15 protein-coding genes are annotated in these 16,189 nt (G+C 57.7%); 6 read left to right on the forward strand and 9 right to left on the reverse strand.

Annotated features, from left to right (window positions below; translation table 11 throughout):
• Positions 1-13: 13 nt before the first annotated feature.
• The 4 genes from gyrB to FOV68_RS17980 all read left to right on the forward strand — a co-directional run bounded on the left by gyrB (position 14) and on the right by FOV68_RS17980 (position 5,376).
• Positions 14-2,422, forward strand: coding sequence for a DNA topoisomerase (ATP-hydrolyzing) subunit B (gene gyrB / locus FOV68_RS17965; RefSeq protein WP_031591038.1), 2,409 nt, complete (start codon positions 14-16; stop codon positions 2,420-2,422).
• A 190-nt stretch (positions 2,423-2,612) separates the two neighbouring features.
• Complete coding sequence (locus FOV68_RS17970; protein WP_143991298.1) at positions 2,613-3,092, forward strand: YhcH/YjgK/YiaL family protein; 480 nt, start codon at positions 2,613-2,615, stop codon at positions 3,090-3,092.
• A 99-nt stretch (positions 3,093-3,191) separates the two neighbouring features.
• Entirely contained in the window at positions 3,192-4,001 is an 810-nt protein-coding gene (gene yidA, locus FOV68_RS17975) for a sugar-phosphatase (RefSeq protein ID WP_010258924.1), read from the forward strand.
• Between the two features lie 115 nt (positions 4,002-4,116).
• Positions 4,117-5,376 (forward strand): DUF3748 domain-containing protein, encoded by a 1,260-nt coding sequence (locus FOV68_RS17980; RefSeq protein WP_143991299.1) that lies wholly within the window; start codon positions 4,117-4,119, stop codon positions 5,374-5,376.
• Here FOV68_RS17980 and FOV68_RS17985 read toward each other — a convergent pair.
• Positions 5,351-5,719, reverse strand: coding sequence for a YceK/YidQ family lipoprotein (locus tag FOV68_RS17985; protein WP_223564587.1), 369 nt, complete (start codon positions 5,717-5,719; stop codon positions 5,351-5,353). The genes FOV68_RS17980 and FOV68_RS17985 overlap by 26 nt on opposite strands.
• Positions 5,720-6,009: 290 nt before the next feature.
• Between FOV68_RS17985 and ibpA the strand changes: the two genes are divergently transcribed.
• Complete coding sequence (gene ibpA, locus FOV68_RS17990; RefSeq protein WP_010258920.1) at positions 6,010-6,426, forward strand: small heat shock chaperone IbpA; 417 nt, start codon at positions 6,010-6,012, stop codon at positions 6,424-6,426.
• A gap of 62 nt (positions 6,427-6,488) precedes the next feature.
• Here ibpA and FOV68_RS17995 read toward each other — a convergent pair whose 3' ends face one another.
• Genes FOV68_RS17995 through FOV68_RS18020 form a run of 6 tightly spaced genes read right to left on the reverse strand, consistent with a single transcriptional unit; the run spans position 6,489 to position 12,211 of the window.
• Entirely contained in the window at positions 6,489-7,400 is a 912-nt protein-coding gene (locus FOV68_RS17995; RefSeq protein ID WP_031591030.1) for an EamA family transporter, read from the reverse strand.
• A 21-nt stretch (positions 7,401-7,421) separates the two neighbouring features.
• Positions 7,422-7,922 (reverse strand): YbaK/EbsC family protein, encoded by a 501-nt coding sequence (locus FOV68_RS18000; protein WP_143991300.1) that lies wholly within the window; start codon positions 7,920-7,922, stop codon positions 7,422-7,424.
• 29 nt (positions 7,923-7,951) lie between these two features.
• Entirely contained in the window at positions 7,952-8,752 is an 801-nt protein-coding gene (locus tag FOV68_RS18005; protein ID WP_143991301.1) for a hypothetical protein, read from the reverse strand.
• A gap of 5 nt (positions 8,753-8,757) precedes the next feature.
• Positions 8,758-9,465 (reverse strand): class II glutamine amidotransferase, encoded by a 708-nt coding sequence (locus tag FOV68_RS18010; RefSeq protein ID WP_031591025.1) that lies wholly within the window; start codon positions 9,463-9,465, stop codon positions 8,758-8,760.
• Positions 9,453-10,727 (reverse strand): acetyl-CoA carboxylase biotin carboxylase subunit family protein, encoded by a 1,275-nt coding sequence (locus FOV68_RS18015; RefSeq protein WP_031591024.1) that lies wholly within the window; start codon positions 10,725-10,727, stop codon positions 9,453-9,455. The genes FOV68_RS18010 and FOV68_RS18015 overlap by 13 nt, the downstream gene beginning before the upstream one ends.
• Positions 10,728-10,744: 17 nt before the next feature.
• The gene (locus FOV68_RS18020; protein ID WP_134161654.1) at positions 10,745-12,211 is read right to left on the reverse strand and encodes a hypothetical protein; all 1,467 of its coding nucleotides are present in this window, start codon (positions 12,209-12,211) and stop codon (positions 10,745-10,747) included.
• Positions 12,212-12,379: 168 nt separating this feature from the next.
• Between FOV68_RS18020 and FOV68_RS18025 the strand changes: the two genes are divergently transcribed.
• On the forward strand, positions 12,380-13,831 hold the full coding sequence (locus FOV68_RS18025) for a PLP-dependent aminotransferase family protein (protein ID WP_143991302.1): 1,452 nt from the start codon (positions 12,380-12,382) through the stop codon (positions 13,829-13,831).
• Here the strand turns inward: FOV68_RS18025 and FOV68_RS18030 are convergent.
• Entirely contained in the window at positions 13,828-15,078 is a 1,251-nt protein-coding gene (locus tag FOV68_RS18030; protein WP_010258911.1) for a valine--pyruvate transaminase, read from the reverse strand. The genes FOV68_RS18025 and FOV68_RS18030 overlap by 4 nt on opposite strands.
• Before the next feature lie 81 nt (positions 15,079-15,159).
• Positions 15,160-16,134, reverse strand: coding sequence for a glyoxylate/hydroxypyruvate reductase GhrB (ghrB, locus tag FOV68_RS18035; RefSeq protein ID WP_115758635.1), 975 nt, complete (start codon positions 16,132-16,134; stop codon positions 15,160-15,162).
• Positions 16,135-16,189 lie beyond the last annotated feature (55 nt).

The raw sequence follows: 16,189 nt of genomic DNA on the forward strand, positions 1-16,189 counted from the left end.
GCGAGAAACGTTGATGTCGAATTCTTATGACTCCTCAAGTATTAAAGTCCTGAAAGGACTTGATGCGGTACGCAAACGCCCGGGCATGTATATCGGCGATACCGATGACGGTACCGGTCTGCATCACATGGTATTCGAGGTCGTGGATAACGCAATCGACGAAGCGCTCGCTGGTCACTGTAGTGACATTGTGGTCACCATCCATGCCGATAACTCCGTATCGGTGCAGGATGATGGACGCGGCATTCCTACCGGTATTCACGAAGAAGAGGGCATCTCTGCCGCTGAAGTGATCATGACCGTGCTGCATGCTGGCGGTAAGTTCGATGATAACTCCTATAAAGTCTCCGGCGGCCTGCACGGCGTGGGCGTCTCCGTGGTTAACGCCCTGTCGCAGAAGCTGGAGCTGACCATTCGTCGCGAAGGCAAAGTGCATCAGCAGATTTACGTCCATGGCGTACCGCAGGCACCGCTGGCGGTGACGGGTGAGACCGACATTACCGGGACCCGTGTGCGTTTCTGGCCGAGCCACGAAACCTTTACCAACGTGCGCGATTTTGAGTATGACATCCTGGCGAAACGCCTGCGTGAACTCTCATTCCTGAACTCCGGCGTGTCGATTCGTCTGGATGATAAGCGTGATGGTAAAAGCGATCACTTCCACTATGAAGGCGGTATCCGGGCGTTTGTTGAGTACCTCAACAAAAACAAAACCCCGATTCACCCTACCGTGTTCTATTTCTCTACCGAGAAAGATGGCATTGGTGTGGAAGTGGCGTTGCAGTGGAACGACGGCTTCCAGGAAAATATCTACTGCTTTACCAACAACATCCCACAGCGCGACGGCGGTACACACCTCGCCGGTTTCCGTTCAGCGATGACCCGTACCCTGAATGCCTATATGGAAAAAGAGGGTTACAGCAAGAAGGCTAAAGTCAGCGCCACCGGTGATGATGCCCGTGAAGGTCTGATCGCTGTGGTTTCGGTGAAAGTGCCGGATCCTAAATTCTCCTCGCAGACCAAAGATAAACTGGTCTCCTCCGAGGTGAAAACAGCGGTTGAGCAGCAGATGAATGAACTGCTGGCTGAATACCTGCTGGAAAACCCTTCAGACGCCAAAATTGTAGTCGGCAAAATCATCGACGCCGCCCGTGCCCGTGAAGCGGCACGCCGCGCCCGTGAAATGACCCGTCGTAAAGGCGCGCTGGACCTGGCAGGTCTGCCAGGCAAACTGGCGGATTGCCAGGAGCGCGACCCGGCGCTGTCTGAAATCTACCTGGTGGAGGGTGACTCCGCAGGCGGCTCGGCCAAACAGGGCCGTAACCGTAAAAACCAGGCGATTCTGCCGCTGAAAGGTAAGATTCTTAACGTTGAAAAAGCGCGTTTCGACAAGATGCTCGCCTCCCAGGAAGTAGCTACGCTGATCACCGCGCTGGGCTGCGGTATTGGTCGCGACGAGTACAACCCGGACAAGCTGCGCTATCACAGCATCATCATCATGACCGATGCCGACGTCGATGGTTCGCACATCCGTACCCTGCTGCTGACCTTCTTCTATCGTCAGATGCCTGAAATCATTGAGCGCGGCCATGTTTATATCGCCCAGCCGCCACTCTACAAAGTGAAGAAAGGCAAGCAGGAGCAGTACATCAAAGATGACGAGGCGATGGATCAATACCAGATCGCTATCGCCCTTGATGGTGCGACGCTGCACACCAATGCCAGCGCGCCGGCGCTGGGCGGTGAGCCGCTGGAGACGCTGGTCACTGACTTCAACAGCACCCAGAAGATGATCAAGCGTATGGAGCGCCGTTATCCGATGGCCATGCTGCGTGCGATGATTTATCACGACACGCTGAGCGACCTGAGCAATGAAGCGGAGGTTACAACCTGGCTGAATGGTCTGGTGAGCTATCTGACTGAACGCGAAGCGCATGGCAGCACCTATCTGGCACAGGTGCGTGAAAACCGCGAATCAAATCTGTTCGAGCCGGTACTGCGCGTCCGTACCCACGGTGTAGATACTGACTATCCGCTGGATGCTGATTTCATTCAGGGTCCTGAGTACCGCAAAATCTGCGCCCTGGGCGGCAAACTGCGTGGTCTGCTGGAAGAAGATGCTTACATCGAGCGTGGCGAGCGTCGTCAGCCAGTGGCAAGCTTCGAACAGGCGATTGAGTGGCTGATTAAAGAGTCGCGTCGCGGCCTCTCGGTCCAGCGTTACAAAGGTCTGGGCGAGATGAACCCGGAGCAGCTGTGGGAAACCACCATGGATCCAGACAGCCGTCGCATGCTGCGCGTCACCATTAAAGATGCGATTGGCGCTGATCAGCTGTTCACTACCCTGATGGGCGATGCGGTCGAACCGCGCCGCGCCTTCATCGAAGAAAATGCGCTGAAAGCCGCCAATATCGATATTTAACCGGCATCAGAGATGAAAGGCCATCACCCAGGTGATGGCCTTTTTTTGTGCCGTACGAGCGGAAACCCGCCAGGCCGCGTCCTGCTGCCCACAGGCTGCGATCCCGATCACGTTTTAACCCGGTCAGCTCCCTTACTCTTGCCCCTCTTTGCGCATTTACCGCGCACCATTCAACACAGGGAGTTACACCATGATTGTTTGCGATCGTCACGACTGGGACAGAGAACGTCACGCCTTTCATCCGGTGGTCGATCAGGCGATAAGCTGGATTGCCAGCACAGATTTCAGCCAGCTGGAAACCGGCAAATATGAGATCCTGCCCGACAACAAAATGTTCTGTCTGGTGCAGGAGATGATGACCGAACCGGCCAGCGCACGCAAAGCGGAGTCCCACTTCAACTACATCGATATTCAGTATCTGCTGGCAGGCACCGAAAATATTGGCGTGGCCCGCGCCCATCCCGACCAGCAAATCACCGAAGATTTTGCCCAGCAGCGAGACGTCGTTTTTTATCAGAAGATATTGAATGAGTCAGTGATTACGCTGATGCCCGGCATGTTCGCGCTCTTTTTCCCGCACGATATTCATCGTCCCTGCTGCGCCCCTAGCGAACCCGCAACAATCCGAAAAGCCGTGATTAAAATCCACCGCGATCTCTTTACCGCCTGAAGCTGGCTATCAGCTGGCCGTTCTCGCCTGCCATGAAACTGGTCAATGTGCGCTGAATCGCGCTAGCATTGAATAAAACCCAGACGCTACGAGGACTCTATGGCTATTAAATTGATCGCTATCGACATGGATGGCACCCTGCTCAACCCGCAACATGAGATCACACCGGCGGTGAAATCCGCCCTGGATCGCGCCCGTCAGCAAGGGGTGTCGATTGTTCTGACCACCGGCCGGCCGTTTGTGGGTATCCAGCGCTATCTCATGGAACTGGATATGCAGACGCCCGGCCAGTACGCGATCAGCAACAACGGTGCGCTGGTTCATCAGGCCGAAGATGGTGAGTGCGTGGCGGAAGTGACGCTGACCTTTGACGACTACCTCTACATTGAGAACCTGGCGCGTGAGCTTGGCGTACATTTCCAGGCATTCGACAAAACCCATCTCTATACCCCTAACAAAGACATCAGCGAATACACCATCCATGAAGCGAGCCTGACCGGCATTCCGGTGCGCTACCGCGCGGTGGAGGAGATGGATCGTGCCATGCGCTTCCCGAAACTGATGATGATCGACCGGCCCGCTCTGCTCGACGCGGCGATTGCCCGCCTGCCCGGGCATGCTCAGCAGACCTACACCATCCTGAAGAGCGCGCCTTATTACCTCGAAATCCTCGATCGTCGGGTGAATAAAGGCCAGGGCGTTAAAATGCTGGCTGAGAAGCTCGGCCTGAAGCAGGAAGAAGTGATGGCGATTGGCGATCAGGAGAATGACCTGGCGATGATTGAATACGCAGGAACGGGTGTCGCAATGGGGAATGCCATTGACTCTGTTAAGAAAATTGCTCAGTTCATCACCAAAACCAATATGGAAGATGGCGTCGCGCATGCCATCGAAGAGTTAGTGCTGTAACGGCCTGTTCTCTGCCGGGCCGCTTCGGCCCGGCTCCCTTAACCCGGCAAAAAAGCTGCACCGCAAAACAGAATCGCGTAATTTGTCGGGCAACTCTTTCTCCACGGGTTTCATCATGTCAGAAAAACAGATCACCTTTGCTGCCCGTCAGCATCAGCTCACCAATATTAATGTCTGGACTGCCGACGGTCAGTGGCTGGCGTTTGACGTTCGCCCATCGGGCGCGTCGTTTACCAGCCAGACCATTGAGCGGGTCAATGTGATGACCGGTGAGGTGGAGGTGCTCTATCAGGCCCGGCATGGTGCCCATGTCGGCGTCGTCACGGTCAGTCCCGATCTGCCACCGCGCTACGTCTGCATTCATGGCCCGGAACATCCCGATGCCAGCTGGCGGTATGATTTTCACCACCGGCGCGGGGTGATCGTTCAGAACGGTGCGGCGGTGAATCTGGATGCCTGCGATATCACGCCACCGTTTACTCCTGGCGCGCTGCGTGGCGGCTCGCATGTACATGTCTTCAGTCCCGACGGTTCTCGCCTGAGCTTTACCTACAATGACCACGTGATGCACGAACTGGATAGCCGGCTCGATCTGCGCAACGTCGGCATCGCGGTGCCCCTTTGCGCTGTAACGCCTGAAAAGCAGCATCCGCGCGAATATGACGGCACCTTTTTTTGCCTGCTGGTGAGCCAGACGCATGCGGAACCGCTGCCAGGCAGTGACCAGATTAATCGTGCCTGTGAGGAGTGCTGGGTCGGTGAACGTGGCTACCAGAAACCGGACGGCAGCTGGCAGCGCTGGGCGATCGCCTTTATTGGCGACACGCTAACGGCGCAGGGTGAAAAACGGCCTGAAGTTTTTATTGTTGATCTGCCTGATGCGCTGGAGGATTACGCCCGCGCCGGAGAGATGCCGCTGGAGGGCAGCAGCCAGCAGCTACCTGCGCCACCGGCTGGCGTGCAGCAGCGTCGCCTGACGCACAGCCGTGGTGTGGCTCTGCAACCTCGCCACTGGCTGCGCACCGCACCGGATGGCAGCCAGATAGCATTTCTGATGGCGGATGCCGCAGAGGTGATCCAGCTCTGGACGGTCTCCCCCAACGGCGGCGAACCGCGTCAGATCACCCGACTCAGCCACAGCATTCAGTCCGCCTTTAGCTGGCATCCTGACGGCCAGGCGATCGCTTTTATCTGCGATAACAGCGTGATGCGATGTGACGTTGAGAGCGGCGCGTGTCAGCGTCTGACCCGCAGAACGGAAGAGGCGCCATCAGGTGACGCGGTGGTCTGGTCACCTGATGGTACACAGATTGCTTATATGCGTGAGGTGAATGGCTGGCGGCAACTCTTTACGGTTGCGGCAGTGACCGCATAGGAGGCATAGGCTGCGCCTGCGCCAGGCTTTCCTGCGTATGCGCCAGCCTTTCGCTCTGCAGGATGCGTTCACGTGGAGAGTCGAGAGATTTATCTTTGTCGCTGCGGTAGTAGTCCCACGGCAGCAGCAGCGTATCCAGCACGGCAGAGAAAGGAAGATCGATTAACGCCAGCGGCTTCAGCGCCCAGCTGGTATCACCATCGGACAGCATATCAGCACTGGCACGGGTGCCTGGATAGTAGCCCTGACTCGCACCTGTGTGAGACATCACGCTGGAACAGCCGGTTGTTGCCATTGCGCAGCACACCACTCCAGCCAGAGGTAAGGTCTTCATCAATTTCATCATCATCATCCCTTCAGTCATGGCATAAGCCTGGCTGAGTTTGCTTGCCAGACAACGTCAACACTCTGGGGCGAAGTCCGTCTGGGTCTGGCAAAAGTAGTCCTGAGTGTATGCCATTTCCACAATTTGGCGAAAAAAATTGCATTTCGCCCTCTTGAAAATGGTCTTGTGGCACCCATTTTTAGTTTACGGACGCACTCACCGTTGCCGCAAGGGACAGTGGGGTGCCGTATCCAGCCTGTCCAGTAGTGGAAGGTTGCCAAAACTTGCTGAAATTCAGGAGTCTTAATATGCGTAATTTTGATCTCACCCCACTTTATCGCTCTGCTATCGGTTTTGATCGCCTGTTTAACCTGCTCGAATCTAATCAGAATCAGAGCAATGGCGGCTATCCTCCCTATAACGTTGAACTGGTCGATGAAAATCACTATCGCATTACTATTGCGGTGGCTGGTTTTGCTCAGAGCGAACTGGATATCACGGCGCACGATAACGTGCTGATCGTGCGGGGTGCCCATCCTGAAGAGCAGACCGAGCGTAAATACCTGTATCAGGGTATCGCCGAGCGTAACTTCGAGCGTAAATTCCAGCTCGCCGACCACATTGTGGTGCGCGATGCCCGTCTCGAGAATGGTCTGCTGAGCATCGATCTTGAACGACTGGTGCCGGAAGAGGCGAAACCACGCCGTATTGAGATTCTGAAGTAACCATGACAAACGCCGCGTTAGCGGCGTTTTTTTTGCCCTTATATCTGAAGGCGGACTTGTCCTTACGACTGCGTTCGCATCGCTAAGCGCTGACCCAGCACGCCACCAAACACATTGACCAGCAGCCCCAGTATAATCACCACCGCACCCAGCATCTGCTGCCCGGAGAGATGCTCATCCAGCACCAGCGCGGCGGTAATAATCCCCACCACCGGCACCAGCAGCGACAGCGGCGCGACGCGCCAGGTTTCGTAGCGACTCAGCAGGTTCCCCCAGATAGCGTAACCCACAATAGTGGCGACAAATGCCAGATAGAACAGCGCCAGCACGGTCTGCAGGCCGATATGCAGCAGGCTGTTAACGATGGCGGCCTGACCATCAAACAGCAGCGAACAGGCAAAGAAAGGAACGATCGGCACCAGCGCACTCCAGACCACCAGTGACATGATCGGTACGCTACGGTTTCGCATAATAATCTTATTGGTGATATTACCCAGCCCCCATGAGAGCGCCGCCGACAGCGTCAGCATCATGGTGGTCAGCGTAATACCGGCGCTGGTCTGCCCTTCCATGCCTGCCGTCGCCAGCAAAAACATCCCCAGCGTAGCGATGATAATCCCGACGATATGATTCCAGCGCAGCTTCTCCGCCAGCAACAGCGCGCCCAGCAACAGGGTAAAGAATGCCTGCGCCTGCAGCACCAGTGAGGCCAGACCGGCAGGCATGCCGAGCTTGATCGCCAGGAACAGAAAGGCGAACTGACCAAAACTGATGGTCATGCCATAAACCACCAGCCAGCGCAGCGGAATCGGCGGGCGACGCACAAAGAAAATGGCGGGAAAGGCGACCAGGGTAAAACGCAGCCCGGCGAGCAAAAAAGGCGGCATACCCTGAAGCCCCAGCTTGATCACCACAAAATTGACGCCCCACGCCACCACCACGCACAGCGCTAACAGCATATCTTTTACCGACATCAGAAACTCCTTGTCCTGCCGTCAGGCGGTGACCGCAATCGGGGTCGCGATATCGGCACAGCAGCCTTCACCCACGATGCGAAAATAATCATCTACAGCCAGCGCGATCGACTTCTCCAGCTCGCCCGCGTTAAACCATAACGTTCCGACCTGTTGCAGCCGGGTATCCACCCGCAGCGCCAGCCGGTCATCAAAACTAAACGGCGGCACCGCGCCCATCACACAGCCCGTCAGCGCCTGCGCCAGCTCCGGAGCGGCGAAAGAGGATTTTTTGCCGCCGATGGCGCGCGCCGCACTTTTGAAATTGATCCGGCAGTCGCCCGGCACTATCGCCAGCAGCTGACGCGACGGCGCACCATCCGGCATGCTGACTTCCAGCACCATCGCTTTGGCCGCCTGGCCCAGCAGGTTACCGCGTATCTGGCTGATCTGTTCGGTCTGCCCTATCGCTTCATGTTCCACCACGTGGTAGCTGGCCTGCTGCTGATCCAGCAGCGCAGTGATTTTTTCAAACGTCGTCATTCCCTTCTCCTGTTCTGACACGGCCCGGCTTAGCTCCAGGCGATAGCGTGTTTCATTTTTTTATCGGTCAGCCCGAAAAAGAAACCCATGGTGATACGGGTATCGCCTTCGACCCGATCGATCTCATGATAAAACGCAGGATTAAACAGATAGATATCGCCACTGCGTGGTGAAAATTCGCAGATCTCGCTGTTTTCGATCACCCCACTGCGATAACCCAGCTCCCCGGCAGTTTTGAACTGCTCATCCTCCGGCGACCACTTTTTGTTGTAGATACGCAGTGCCCCACCCGCGTTGCACTCCTGCAGGCAGACCACGCAGCTGAGCTGATGCAGGATTTGCATCACCACCAGCGAAGTCTCTGCGGCGTCGCGCACGATATTGTCGTTATGCAGCGGGTTCGCGACGCCATTGGCATGAAAGCGCACGATAGAACCGGCGTAGTCTCCACAACCCGGCTCGTGGGCGATGCGTAAGCTTTCCAGCCGCAGCGCATGCTGAACCCAGCGGTAAATCTGTTCGCGCAGCGTATTCAGCGATGGCGGCAACGCCGGCTGGATATCGCGCAGCTCAGTAAAGTAGTTATCGGGAGCCGCAGTATGACGCGCCAGATAGGGGCCTAGCGTGGTCAGCGCGCCATTGGGATAGTGGGAGACACGGATCTTTTCCCGGCAGCTCTGCAGGTCAGTCACCACCGCTTCCCGCACCTCTGGCGTCAGGAAATTACGCAGCACCAGCAGCGGCACCCGTGCGGTGACGATGTCATCCAGCCAGGTCGATTCCACAAACATGTTGGGATTAATCACGCGGAACTGATTGAAAATTGCCATGTTTATCACTCCCTAAACGGTATTTCATAGAGTTCATGATTGTTCATTCGCCGCCAGTTGCCAGCGCTGCCTGGTATTGCCACGGGTTCAGAGGCGATCAGCGTGCAACCATCCTGTTGCTGAAAATGCATCGTAAAATAGTCGGGCCAGGGCGTATCGTGCGGATACCACTGCCACGCCCAGGCTTTGTCACGGGTGACGAAAATGGCATTGCCTGCGCTACCGCCCGGCTCTACCTGCGCCATCTTTGCGCGCAGATAGTCGCGGGTGAAATCGGCGGGTGTGGTCTGATCCACCAGATAATGCAGATACTCTTCTGAATCGAAGCGCGATTCCGCCAGACCGAGCTGGCGGTAAATCGTCGGCAGAAAGCCGTTATGCATCATGTACCACTGATGTCCGGCGCTGTTGCGCCACAGCGGATGAGAAAACGCCAGTCCCTGATTTTTACTCAGCGTGGCGTGCCGCACATGCACCGCCAGAAACCGGCTGCGCAGCCGATCCACATCGATACCCGGCAGCGCTTCTGCGAACGCGCCGGTGCCGTGCAGGGTACGAATCTCGCCCTCTTCGAGCCACAGACAGCCCCAGCCGTTAGGGTGTGATTTGATCGGGCCATCGTGTTCGGCGCTTTCACCGCAGCTCATGGCGCGCGCCGCCTCCAGAATCTCTGCGCTGTCGAACCGGCCATGCGCCAGAATCATCCTGCACATACTTTATCTCTCCCGGCCGCCACCGGCTGCGCGGCAATCACCTGCTGAAAAGTGGTCATAATCGGCTCACGCGCTGTGGCCGTCAGGCTGAACGTGGCCAGAATGCCCGCGTGACGCGTCAGGTCGGCATAGAGCGAGGAGCGTGACGAAACCTGTAACGCAGGCAATCTGAGTGGCGGTAACAGCGCGCCCTGCTGATGCTGATCGATCCAGCGTTCGGCAGCCTGCAGCTGCGCTGGTTGCCGCAACCGCAGCTGGCCGACCGCACCGGGTGTGGTGAAGGCAAAGACGGGTAACGCGCCGCCCGCTTCTAACCGGAAGGTGACTTCCGCCCAGTTGATGCCCGTCGCCTCCTGCACCAGCGTCGCCACGCCCATGCCGGAGAGCCGGAACCCCATCTCCAGGAAATGCGGCACGCCGTTGACCACAATAAAATCGATATGAAATGCACCCTGACGGTAGCCAAAGGTTTCGCAACAGAATGTCATCAGGCTGCTGAACGAGGCCGGCAGGGCCGCTGCCGCCATCGCCACATGCCCCGACTCATAAAAGCTGACGCAGCCCTCAGCATCCCGGTGCTGCTCAATCACCTTCTGGCAGCAGGTCAGTGCCTGGGGGTGTCCCTGATGCACCACGCCCTGCAACGAAAACTCATCGCCGATCAGGGCGCTTTCCACAATAAAGCCGCTGAAGCCGCGGCCGCCGTAGTTCATGGTCTGTACCAGCTGTTTCACCACGCTATGCAGCTGATCGGCATGCTCAATCAGCCAGATGCCCAGGCCGCCGCCGCCATCCACCGGCTTCACAACGCAGGGATAGATCAGCGCCTCTCCGGCATCCAGAATGCTGAGCGGCGAGGCGAAAAAGCGGAACTCCGGCTGCGGGAAGCGCGGCCAGGCTTTCTTCAGCGCCATGCGCTGCGCATATTTATCCAGCGGAATAAAGGCAGCGGGCGCATCCGGCCCGGCCAGCATCTCGCGCAGTCGTCCGGCGCTGGCGTTGTAGGCTTCAAAGCCCGCCAGCACCACCAGCGGATGCGCCAGTAAACCGGCGTGCAGATAGGCCTGCATCACCTCCCACGGATTCTCGGGGCGGTCGAGGCGAATGATCAGATCAAACGGCAGGGCCAGGCTTAACGACTGGTAATCGACGAAATCACCCATTTCAGCCAGCACGGTAAAATAGCCGTCGCGCTTCGCCACCGCGCAGTAAGGATTTTGCCCGTCGCGGGTGGCGCCAATTTGCAGAAAAATCTTTTTCATCGCCTCGCCTTACCGGGTTAACGCCCGGAAATGATTTCTGTCACGATGTCATTGAGCACACCATTATTGACCTGAATCACCGCTTTGTGGGGATCAAAACGCAGCACGCGCGACAGCGGATCGGCGCTTTTGCCCTCCAGCAGCGAACTGACCGGCTTGCTCTGCCAGCAGTGCCGCATCTGCGTCAGCGTCATGCCGGAGAGCCGGGTTAACTGCTGTGCCAGCGCGCTATCCTCGCTGCGTTGCTCAAGCAGGTCGCGGATGGCCGCCTCATCCAGCGTAATCTGCTGCTGCATCAGCCAGTGTCCGAGCTGCTCTCCCTGCGCCAGGAACGGGGAGTAGATCATGCAGATCAGCTGATCTTCGCTGAGGTCAAACGCCTGTATGGCAAAGTCCGCCGCGCGCTGCCGCTGCTGCTGGATCGCGGCGTCATCCTGATAGCGCGCCGCCATCTCATCGATTAGCGCGGGTGGAAAATCTTTCTTCACCATCAGTCCCAGCGCAAAGCGCACATATTCGCGGATCCCTTCGGCATAGTGGCGCTGCAGCAGCGTTTCTGCCCGCAATCCGCGCAGGTGCGCCATCAGCGTCGGATTACCGCAGTCGGACTCGGAGAAGCTGAACATCAGCGCATCAAAACGGAAGCGCATAAATTCGCTGAGCAGTGCCCAGTGCGCGCCCGCTTCATAGGCGGTGTCCTGATAGATGTTGAAGAACAGTGGATTGCGTGCCAGCTGGTGGGTGATGCGGTGCGCAGGCGTCAGCTGATCGGCACCATAAACATCGCTGAAGTAGCGCTCTGCCACGCCATCCAGCGTCTGCAGAAACCCGCTGAAGCCCCGGTTTTTATCCGCCACCGGCGCATCAAACAGCCGTGAGAGGTGCCGCGCCCAGGCGACATAGGCGGCCTGCTCCTGTGGCGAGTCGCCGGTGATAATCAGATCCACGCCACCGTTGTAGTCTGCCGCCAGGCCAAAGGAGTTCACCATGCTGAGATTACAGGCGTTGCAGAAGGTCGAGCGCGCGTCGGCGCGAAACCGGTGGCCATTCATCAGCACGTCATTACGGTTCTGCTGCCGCACGCTCTCCGGCATCGGCAGGTCGCGGTCAAACGGTCGGATAAGCAGGCCATCCACTACCAGACACTCCACCCGTTCATCGTCATGCATCGCCAGCGACTGATAAACGCGGTGAATATTCTCCATCACGCTCTGATTCATCGCCGTATGACGGTTGGTGCTGATCCGCAGATGAAAGGTGCTGCCCTGCTGCTGCCAGATCAGCCCCTGAATGTAACGCACGTAAGCCACCATGTAGCTGCTGTCTTTTCCCCCGCCATAGGCGAGCAGCACACGATTATTCTCCAGCTGCTGCTGATCCGGCAACGCTGCCAGCAGGCGAAGAGAGCAGCGCTGAGCGGACTCAATGATGGCGGGTGACAGATACGCTTCCATCTCCTTCATCATGGCGGGCAGATTATTCATTTCTCACGTTTTCCTCAGGTGAACAGAATCACTTTATGGTCTGAAGCCCGGCGGCTGACGGGGTCTGCGGGCCGTTTAGCGTTATGAATAATTAAGAGATGCAGCCTAAAGTACTTTGAATGTACTCTGTTGAATATGCACAGATCAGCGCGATATGGGGTGGAACAGATGGCCGATATTATCGGGGAACAGGAGAGTCAGAGCAGTCGTTACCGCCAGATCGCAGAACAGATCAAGCAGGCCATTCATGCCGGTTCACTGGCACCTGACAGCCGTCTGCCGTCGGTGCGCACGCTGGCGACGCAGTACAATGTCAGCCTTACCACCGCCCTGAAGACACTGCGCACGCTGGAAGATGAGCGCTACGCCGTTGCCCGCCCCAAATCGGGCTTTTTTGTTGCGCCGCAGCGGCCCTCTTCCCGTCAACTGCCCGCCGTCAGCGAACAGCCGCGCGCCATCGCGCCGCTTGATGAGCAGACAGAACTCCATCTGGCGATGCTCGGCTCAGACTGCCGGGTGCGTCTCGATCTGGCCAACGGCGACAGCGCACTCTATCCGGTCAAGCGCATCGGCCTGCTGATGCGTCAGATGGGCTACAGCAAACCGGCCCTGCTCGGGAATACGGTGAAGGGCACCGGCTATGCGCCGCTGAAAACAGAGATTGCCCGTCGGGCAGTGGGTTACGGCTGCAATATCAGCGCTGACGATATTCTGATCACCAACGGCTGCATTGAGGCGATCTCGCTGTCGCTGCGCGCCACGACCCAGCCGGGCGATGTGGTCGCCGTGGAATCACCCTGCTATTTCGTGCTGCTGCAGATGCTGCATAACCTCAATTTACGGGTGATTGAAGTGGAAGCCGGGCCGGAAGGGTATGTCGATGTCGCGAAGCTCACCGGGCTGTTTCAGCGCAAGGCGGTGCGGGTCTTTCTCACCCTGTGCAACGTCAACAATCCGCTGGGCAAGAGCATTCCCAACGAGCATAAGGCCTATATTGCGCGGCAGGCGGATGAAAACGATGTGGTGATCATCGAGGATGATATTTTTGGCGATACCGCTTTTGGTGAACGCCGCCCTTTCCCGATGCGCGCCTTCAGCCCCAACGCCATTCTCTGCAGCGGCTTCTCTAAAACCGTGGCGCCAGGCATTCGTATCGGCTGGGTTCACAGCGTCAACTACATGCGCAAAATCGCCTCACTGAAATATACCTCAACCATGGGCACCTCGGTGTTGTCGCAGGCGGCGGTGGCGGAACTGCTGCGCAGCGGCGGCTATGATGCTCATCTGCGTAAGCTGCGGCGTGAGCTGGCGCGACAAATCCGTGAAATGCGTCAGTCGGTGTTACGAGAATTTCCGGCGGGAACCCGGGTGTCCGATCCGGAAGGAGGCTATGTGCTGTGGGTTGAGATGTCCCGACAGGCGCTGAACGTGCGCGAGCTGTTTCTGAAAGCGCGTAATGCGGGCATCGGCATCGCGCCGGGCCATATTTTTGCCACCGATCAGCGCTACGATCACTGCTTCCGGCTGAATGCCGGTTTTGGCTGGAATGCGGAAGTGGAACAGGCGATTCAGCAGCTGGCACAGTGGTGCCAGCTGTCGTTAACCGATTCGCAGGATTAGCTGTCGCGCCAGGCGTTCTCAACCTCTTCCGCCAGAATCTGCACCGCCCGCTCGATGTTCTCTGCGTCCGGCACGTAATTCATCCGCATACATTGATGGGTGTGCGGCCACGCCTGTTCCAGTCCCGGGAAGAAGAAGTGTCCCGGCACCATCAGCACGCCGCGCGCTTTCAGCCGCTGATAAAGCAATTCGGTGGTGATCGGCAGATCGCGGAACCAGAGCCAGAGGAAAATCGCCCCTTCCGGCTTGTGGATCAGGCAACGGTCTTCCGGCAGATAGCGCCGCAGTATCGCAATGGTCTGCTGCACCTTCTGCTGATAGAACGGCTTAATCACCTCTTCGGAGAGCCGCAACAGATCGCCGCGACGGATCATCTCATTGGCAATGGCCGGACCGATACTGCCGGGCGCCAGACTGATGATGCCGTTCATATTGCTCAGCGCGGTGATGGTCTTCTCGTCAGCGATAATGATGCCGCAACGCGCACCCGGCAGGCCGAGCTTCGACAGACTCATGCAGAGAATGATGTTGGGATTCCACAGCGGGCGCACCTCGCTGAAGATGATACCGGGGAACGGCACGCCATAGGCATTGTCGATCAGCAGCGGCACATCATGCTGCTGTGCCAGCGCATCGAGCTGCATCAGCTCATCATCGGTGATCACGTTGCCGGTGGGGTTGGTCGGACGCGATACGCAGATCAGCCCGACCTCCTCGTTCATCGGCAGATGCTCGAAATCGACATGATATTTAAACTGACCTTCCGGCAGCAGCTCAATGTTCGGCTTCGCCGATACAAACAGCCCCTCTTCCAGGCCGGCATCCGCATAGCCAAGATACTCAGGCGCCAGCGGGAACAGCACCCGCTTTTTGCTGCCATCGGCCCGGCGACCCGCATACAGGTTAAACAGATAGAAGAAGGCACTCTGGCTGCCGTTAGTCAGCGCAATGTTCTGTGCGGTGATGGGCCAGCCAAGCTGATCGCTCAGCAGCCCGGCCAGCGACGCCAGCAGCGTCGCTTTACCGCGCGGGCCATCGTAATTGCACAGCGCCTCGCTGAGTTTGCCTTCCTCATGCATCTGCTGCAGCAGTTGCTGAAAGTAGTCGTTCATGGCCGGGATTTGCGCCGGATTACCGCCGCCCAGCATGATGGTGCCGGGCGTTCGCAGGCCCGCGCCCATATCTTCCATCAGACGTGAGATGCCGGAATGTTGGGTAAATTTGTCGCCGAACTGAGAAAAAGACATAGCGGTTAAATATTTGTGATAGCGAATCGGGGGTCCACCATAACGCCCGCCATGGGCGGGCGCAATGGAAAGGCGAGGGGATTACTTCAGCGCCTGCGGGTTAACGCAGTTTTTCTCGACGCTCCCGCCGAGTGCAGCGAGGAGATTTTCTACCGCATCCTGCATCATGCCGTAGCGGGTTTCATGGGTGGCAGAACCGATATGCGGCAGCGTCACCACATTGGGTAGCGACAGCAGCGGAGAGTCGGCAGAGACCGGCTCCTGCTCAAACACATCCAGCCCGGCGGCATGCAGTTTGCCCGCCTGCAACGCGGCGATCAGCGCATTCTCATCCACCACCGGCCCGCGACCGGCGTTGATCAGCACCGCATCCGGCTTCATCAGTTCAAGCTCGGCGGCACCGATCAGATGGTGCGTCTCTTCAGTCAGCGGCAAACTGATGCAGACGAAATCACTCTGCTTCAGCAGCGCCTCCAGCTCACAGCGCTGTGCGCCAAAGCGCGACTGTGCCTCTTCATGCTCGCGGCGGGCGTTGTAGAGGATTTTCATGCCGAAGCCAAAGTGGGCGCGCTGCGCCAGTGCCATCCCGATACGTCCCATGCCGAGAATACCCAGCGTTTTATGGTGCACGTCGATGCCGAACTGCGCCGGACCGATGCTCTTCTGCCAGTTGCCCGCTTTGACCCAGGCATCCAGTTCCGGCACCCGACGGGCGGTGCTCAGTACCAGCGCCATCATGGTGTCCGCCACGGTTTCGGTCAGCACGGTCGGCGTGTGCATCAGCACCACGTGACGCTGATTCAGCGCATCCACATCAAAATTGTCATAACCTACAGAGACGCTGGAGCAGACGCGCAGATTGGGCATCTTCGCCAGCAGCTCGCCATTAACTTTACCGCCCGATCCCAGCAGACCTTCTGCCTGCCGGAACGCCGCAGCATGTTCCTGCTGGCTTTCCTGCGAGAGATCGCTGATTTCCGTCACGTCACACTGTTCAGCCAGGCGAGCATAAAGATCGTCGGGTAGTTTTTTATAGAGAATTACAGCGGGTTTCATTCGGTGGCTCCCGGTCAATAAGTAGCGGGCGGCTTGCAGGCCGCCCGAAGAAATA

It is taken from the genome of Pantoea sp. paga (assembly GCF_007558755.1).
In the GTDB taxonomy this organism is placed as follows: Bacteria; Pseudomonadota; Gammaproteobacteria; order Enterobacterales; family Enterobacteriaceae; genus Pantoea; species Pantoea agglomerans.

Coding starts and splice junctions, on each gene's coding strand:
- gyrB (WP_031591038.1), top strand. CDS start 14: ATGTCGAATTCTTATGACTCCTCAAGTATTAAAGTCCTGAAAGGACTT.
- FOV68_RS17970 (WP_143991298.1), top strand. CDS start 2,613: ATGATTGTTTGCGATCGTCACGACTGGGACAGAGAACGTCACGCCTTT.
- yidA (WP_010258924.1), top strand. CDS start 3,192: ATGGCTATTAAATTGATCGCTATCGACATGGATGGCACCCTGCTCAAC.
- FOV68_RS17980 (WP_143991299.1), top strand. CDS start 4,117: ATGTCAGAAAAACAGATCACCTTTGCTGCCCGTCAGCATCAGCTCACC.
- FOV68_RS17985 (WP_223564587.1), bottom strand. CDS start 5,719: ATGAAATTGATGAAGACCTTACCTCTGGCTGGAGTGGTGTGCTGCGCA.
- ibpA (WP_010258920.1), top strand. CDS start 6,010: ATGCGTAATTTTGATCTCACCCCACTTTATCGCTCTGCTATCGGTTTT.
- FOV68_RS17995 (WP_031591030.1), bottom strand. CDS start 7,400: ATGTCGGTAAAAGATATGCTGTTAGCGCTGTGCGTGGTGGTGGCGTGG.
- FOV68_RS18000 (WP_143991300.1), bottom strand. CDS start 7,922: ATGACGACGTTTGAAAAAATCACTGCGCTGCTGGATCAGCAGCAGGCC.
- FOV68_RS18005 (WP_143991301.1), bottom strand. CDS start 8,752: ATGGCAATTTTCAATCAGTTCCGCGTGATTAATCCCAACATGTTTGTG.
- FOV68_RS18010 (WP_031591025.1), bottom strand. CDS start 9,465: ATGTGCAGGATGATTCTGGCGCATGGCCGGTTCGACAGCGCAGAGATT.
- FOV68_RS18015 (WP_031591024.1), bottom strand. CDS start 10,727: ATGAAAAAGATTTTTCTGCAAATTGGCGCCACCCGCGACGGGCAAAAT.
- FOV68_RS18020 (WP_134161654.1), bottom strand. CDS start 12,211: ATGAATAATCTGCCCGCCATGATGAAGGAGATGGAAGCGTATCTGTCA.
- FOV68_RS18025 (WP_143991302.1), top strand. CDS start 12,380: ATGGCCGATATTATCGGGGAACAGGAGAGTCAGAGCAGTCGTTACCGC.
- FOV68_RS18030 (WP_010258911.1), bottom strand. CDS start 15,078: ATGTCTTTTTCTCAGTTCGGCGACAAATTTACCCAACATTCCGGCATC.
- ghrB (WP_115758635.1), bottom strand. CDS start 16,134: ATGAAACCCGCTGTAATTCTCTATAAAAAACTACCCGACGATCTTTAT.